Below are 4,396 nucleotides of genomic sequence, written 5' to 3'. Positions count from 1 at the left end.
CTTGAAGTACTTCAAGTAAAGTACTCCACGCATAGTGGTTTGCCAAGCGGTCGCGTGGGATTTCCGCGCACGAAAGGGAAAGCACATGGTCAGGAACCCGGGGCGGCGCGCCGCGCTGCTCGACGCCGCCATCGACACACTCGCCGAGGAGGGAGCGCGGGGGCTCACTTTCCGGGCCGTTGACACCCGGGCGGGCGTGCCCGTGGGAACGGCCTCCAACTACTTCGCCAACCGTGAGGACCTGCTCGCCCAGACCAGCGTCCGCACCTACGAGCGGTTCATGCCCGAGCAGCAGGAGTGGGAGAACGTGCTGGAGGGGCCCCGGGACCGCGCCAAGATCGCCGAGGTCATGCGTGCCACGGTCACGCGCCTGGCCGCGAACCCGAACGTGTACCTCGCCACGCTCGAACTCCAACTGGAGGCCACCCGCCGTCCGGAACTGCGCGCCGACCTCACCGCGCGGGTCCGCTCCGACCTGGACGCCAACATCGCCTTCCACGAGCAGAGCGCCATGCCCGGTGGCCGCGACACGGTACTGGTGCTGTACCTGGCCATGAACTGGCTGGTCACCGAGCACCTGACGCTGCCCGGGGTACTGGCCCCCGAGGGCGACCTGGAGGGGCTGGTGGACCTGGTGATCGCCCAGCTCACCCTCGAGGGCTGAGGTCCGGCCCCGCGCTCGGAGCCGGGGTCACCAGGCGCGGACGCCGACCGGAGCGGGCAGCCGCTCCGGCAGCCAGGTCCACGTGCCGTCGTTCTCGGTGAACCGGCGCTGGACGCGACTCACCTCGCCGATCGGGTTGCTGAACACCTCCCGCCAGTCTCCGGCCGCGCGCTCCTCCAGGTAGAGGCTGCTCGCGTCGGTCCGCAGGCGCACCGCCTGGAGGGTGTGGGAGGAGCCGTCGTTCAGCTGGATGCGGTAGTAGGCCATGGGAATCCCCTGAGTGTCGTCCTGGAAAGTGAGGACGGTGGAGTCCGGAACACGCGCGCTCGACGAAGCTGGAGGATCTGTCTCCCGGGTACGGCGTGACCTCGGAGCGGGCCGCGAGGTCGGGCCGAGGGTGTGTTGGCTCATGCGCCAAGGGCGGGAAACAGGCGCGGGTGCCGGGGCACCGTGCTGTCCGCGTGTTCGGACTCTACTCGCGCGGTTGCCGACACACTGGGTGAACGGAGGAATCCGAAGTGAAATCGGGGAGAACGGATCCCCGTTCAGGCGGTCCCCCTCGGCGAGCCTCGCCCTGGCCTCCGTCAGGGCGAAGCCCAGCAGGTTGCGGCCGCGCCTGAACCGGGGGCGTTCCGCGTTTTCTCAGTCGAACTGGAACGACCGCTTCGCCAGTCCGTGCCAGAAGCCGTCCACCGTGGACGCGGCGGAACCGTGGTCGTCCAGGCTCGCGCCGAGGGCGACGAACAGGGGCGCGAAGTGGTCGCTGCGCGGGTGTGCGAGGGTGGCGGCCGGGGCCTTGTGCTGGAAGTCCAGGAGCGCGTCGACGTCGCGGTCCAGGACGGCCCGGTGGGTCCAGTCGTCGAACTCGACCGACCACGAGGGCGCGTCGCCGTGGGCCTGGCGGGACATCTCCCGGAGGTTGTGGGTGGTGAACCCGCTGCCCATGATCAGGACGCCCTCGTCGCGCAGGGGCGCGAGGCGGCGTCCGAGTTCGAGGAGGCGGGCAGGGTCGAGGGTCGGCATGGAAACCTGGAGCACCGGGATGTCGGCCTCCGGGTACATCTCCTTCAGGGGGACGTAGGCGCCGTGGTCGAGTCCCCGGGTGGGGTCCTGGTGGACGGTGCCGCCTGGACCAGTGGCGAGTTCGCGGACCCGTTCGGCGAGTCCCGCCGCGCCCGGGGCGGCGTAGGTCACGTCGTAGTAGCGTTGCGGGAAACCCCAGAAGTCGTAGGTCAGCGGGGTCGCGTCCCTGGTCGCGCCGACGGTGAGCGGTGCGTCCTCCCAGTGGGCGGAGACGACGAGGATCGCCTTCGGGCGGGTGATGTCACCGGACCAGTCGGCCAGCTGACGGGTCCACTCGGGGTCGTCGGCGAGGGGCGGCGCGCCGTGGCTCAGGTACAGCGTGGGCATGCGAGTCGCCATGACGACCTCCGGGATCGGGGTTGTGGACCGTGTTCGGTCCCAACACAATTGAACGCTCAAGTATTTCTGGGGGCACAGGTCCGATGGCCGAGACGCGCTGGCTCGACGACGGCGAGCAGCACACCTGGCGTGCCTTCCTGATGGCCGTCAACCTCCTCGACGGCGCACTCGACCGCCAGCTCCGGCACGACTCAGGGCTGCCGCATGCGTATTACCAGATCCTGGCCATGCTGTCCGAGGCTCCGGGGCGCGAGCTGACGATGACCCGGCTGGCCCGCCTGCTGCGCTCATCGCCGAGTCGGCTCTCGCACGCGGCCGCGAGGCTCGAGGGGGACGGGATGATCCACCGGTACAAGCGGCCGGAGGACCGGCGCACCGTGATCGTGGAGATCACGCCGCTGGGGATGAAGGTGCTGGAGGACGCGGCGCCGGGACACGTGCACGAGGTGCGGCGGGTCCTCTTCGACACGCTCAGTGTCCAGCAGGTGGGGCAGTTGCGGGCAATCTCCGAGTCCATGCTGTCCGTGCTCGATCCCCAGGGCGAGGAGCCCAGGTACCCGGACCCCGACGGGGTTGGCGTCCGAGACTGAGTCGAGTTCTGTTCTCTGCCCTGACCAGGGTGAACGCGGGCCGCATCCAACTCGTTCGCGCGGACGCTATGTGTTCGCCCGGATACGTACTACCATTCTGCTTCCCGGGAAAAGGTTGTGGACTCAAGTTTTGGAGTCGAGCTCCCACGAGATCCACCTGATCCAGGGATACCCGCTCACGGCAGAACAGGAACAACCATGACCGCATCTCTCAGAATCAGGATCGGCGACCTGACCGCCCTGATCGCCAGGGTTGTCATCGGGGTCGTCTTCATCGTCCACGGCCTGCCCAAGGCCACCGACCTGGGCAGCGCCGCCCAGGGCTTCGAAGCGCTGGGTGTGCCCTTCCCCGTGCTCTCCGCCTCCATCGCCGCGGCCGTCGAGGTGGGCGCCGGCGTCGCGCTCGTCATCGGTTTCGCGCTCCCGCTCGCGGGCCTGTCTCTCGCCCTGATGATGGTCGGGGCGTACTTCTTCGCCCACGTTGGCGCCCCGCTGGTCGGTGGCTACGAGCTGCCTCTGGTCCTCGGCGTCGCCGCGCTGGCCCTCGGGTTCTCGGGCGGCCGTCACGCGGTGGACCGACTGATGCCCTGGGGCCGCGTCCGCCAGGCGCGCGGCACCGAGGAGGCCGTGTCGGCCTGAACCGCACGGCCTGATTCGGCGTCCGTCCTGACCAGGGGCCCGTGACTTCACCCCGGTCGGACTCGCACCGCTGACGCGGCCGCCCACACCGGTGCTGGGCGGCCGTTCGTGCTGTCCGGGGTCCCCGCGCGGGAGCCCCCGGCCCGGAGTCTCAGTGGTAGGAGATCGACACCAGCCCCGCCGCCGCGAAGTTCCCCGCCGCGAGCTCGTCGCGCTGGATGATCCAGAACACGCACGCGGTGAAGCCCGGATCGTCGGGCATGTCGAACTGAGTCTGGGCCAGCAGCACCCAACCCCCCTTCTCGTCCTCGGGGGAGGAGCCCATGATGGGCGGGTCCTGCGGCGAGTAGGCGTATCCGCCCAGGTGCAGGCTTTCGTCCCACTGAGGAAGCCTCTGGTCGAGGTGCTCCAGCTCGTACTCGTCGTAGAGGCGTCTGATCTCCGGGTGGGGGAGAACGGCGTCGTCGGCGGTCATCGGGAGGCTCGGGAAGGTCCGGGCGTACAGGGGGTGTGGGTCGAGGGCGGGGAAGTGGTTCTCGGGAAGCGTGCGTTCGGTCGTGGGAGTACCTGCTTGGACGTGGATCACGGACCGGGAGTCATGCATGAGGGTGAACCCGTCGGGGTCGGTCCGGTCCGCGAAGAACAGCAGGTGGCCGTCGCGCGGCAGGGGGAGGTCGCAGGTGTCCGGGGGGAGGGCGGCGCAGTCGACGGTCGCGACGAGGTCCAGGCCGTTGTCCCACTCCACGCCCTCAGGGAGCGAGGGGAGGCCGCCGTACCGTCCGACCAGGACGCCGCCGTCCTTGTCCGACGGAGTTAGTTCGGCCTGGGGGAGGGCGAGGCTGAGCGCCAGGTCGATGGCGTGTTCGGGGACACCCTTGGCGCGGGCCTCTTCGCGGTACGTCTGAGGGCTGTGCATGCCGGACATGCTGGCGTAGAGGAGGGACACTTCGAGCGGCCGCAGGGGGCGTTGCCGTGTTTCGTGGCCTGTTGCTTTGAGCGGGGAGAGCCGGCTCAAGCTCTGTGGTGAACGGTGGGGCGTGTCGCGGCTGGTCTAGGTGGGCGACGGAAAAGCGGCAGCGAG

General features: G+C 69.4%; 6 protein-coding genes. 3 read left to right on the top strand and 3 right to left on the bottom strand.

Annotated elements, in window-relative coordinates:
- Positions 1–85 precede the first annotated feature (85 nt).
- Positions 86–664 (top strand): TetR/AcrR family transcriptional regulator, encoded by a 579-nt coding sequence (locus tag D452_RS0127185; protein ID WP_017547284.1) that lies wholly within the window; start codon positions 86–88, stop codon positions 662–664.
- A 27-nt stretch (positions 665–691) separates the two neighbouring features.
- On the opposite strand, the gene D452_RS0127180 is transcribed toward D452_RS0127185, so the two are convergent.
- Together D452_RS0127180 and D452_RS0127175 are read right to left on the bottom strand one after the other, a co-directional pair.
- Positions 692–931, bottom strand: a complete 240-nt coding sequence (locus D452_RS0127180; RefSeq protein WP_017547283.1) for a hypothetical protein — start codon at positions 929–931, stop codon at positions 692–694.
- A 375-nt stretch (positions 932–1,306) separates the two neighbouring features.
- Positions 1,307–2,086, bottom strand: coding sequence for a dioxygenase family protein (locus D452_RS0127175; protein ID WP_051061382.1), 780 nt, complete (start codon positions 2,084–2,086; stop codon positions 1,307–1,309).
- A gap of 83 nt (positions 2,087–2,169) precedes the next feature.
- Here D452_RS0127175 and D452_RS0127170 point away from each other — a divergent pair, with 83 nt between their 5' ends.
- Both D452_RS0127170 and D452_RS0127165 read left to right on the top strand, forming a co-directional pair.
- Positions 2,170–2,676, top strand: coding sequence for a MarR family winged helix-turn-helix transcriptional regulator (locus D452_RS0127170; RefSeq protein ID WP_017547281.1), 507 nt, complete (start codon positions 2,170–2,172; stop codon positions 2,674–2,676).
- A 198-nt stretch (positions 2,677–2,874) separates the two neighbouring features.
- Positions 2,875–3,315: a DoxX family protein gene (locus D452_RS0127165; RefSeq protein ID WP_017547280.1), complete on the top strand. Its 441-nt coding sequence runs from the start codon at positions 2,875–2,877 to the stop codon at positions 3,313–3,315.
- 151 nt (positions 3,316–3,466) lie between these two features.
- On the opposite strand, the gene D452_RS0127160 is transcribed toward D452_RS0127165, so the two are convergent.
- A complete protein-coding gene (locus tag D452_RS0127160; RefSeq protein WP_239646471.1) occupies positions 3,467–4,231 on the bottom strand; it encodes a DUF1963 domain-containing protein in 765 nt (254 codons plus the stop codon).
- Between the last annotated feature and the right edge of the window lie 165 nt (positions 4,232–4,396).

It is taken from the genome of Nocardiopsis prasina DSM 43845 (genome assembly GCF_000341265.1).
Classification (GTDB): domain Bacteria; phylum Actinomycetota; class Actinomycetes; order Streptosporangiales; family Streptosporangiaceae; genus Nocardiopsis; species Nocardiopsis prasina.
Note: the sequence above shows the minus strand (reverse complement) of the source record. Positions and strands in the feature narration are given on the sequence as shown.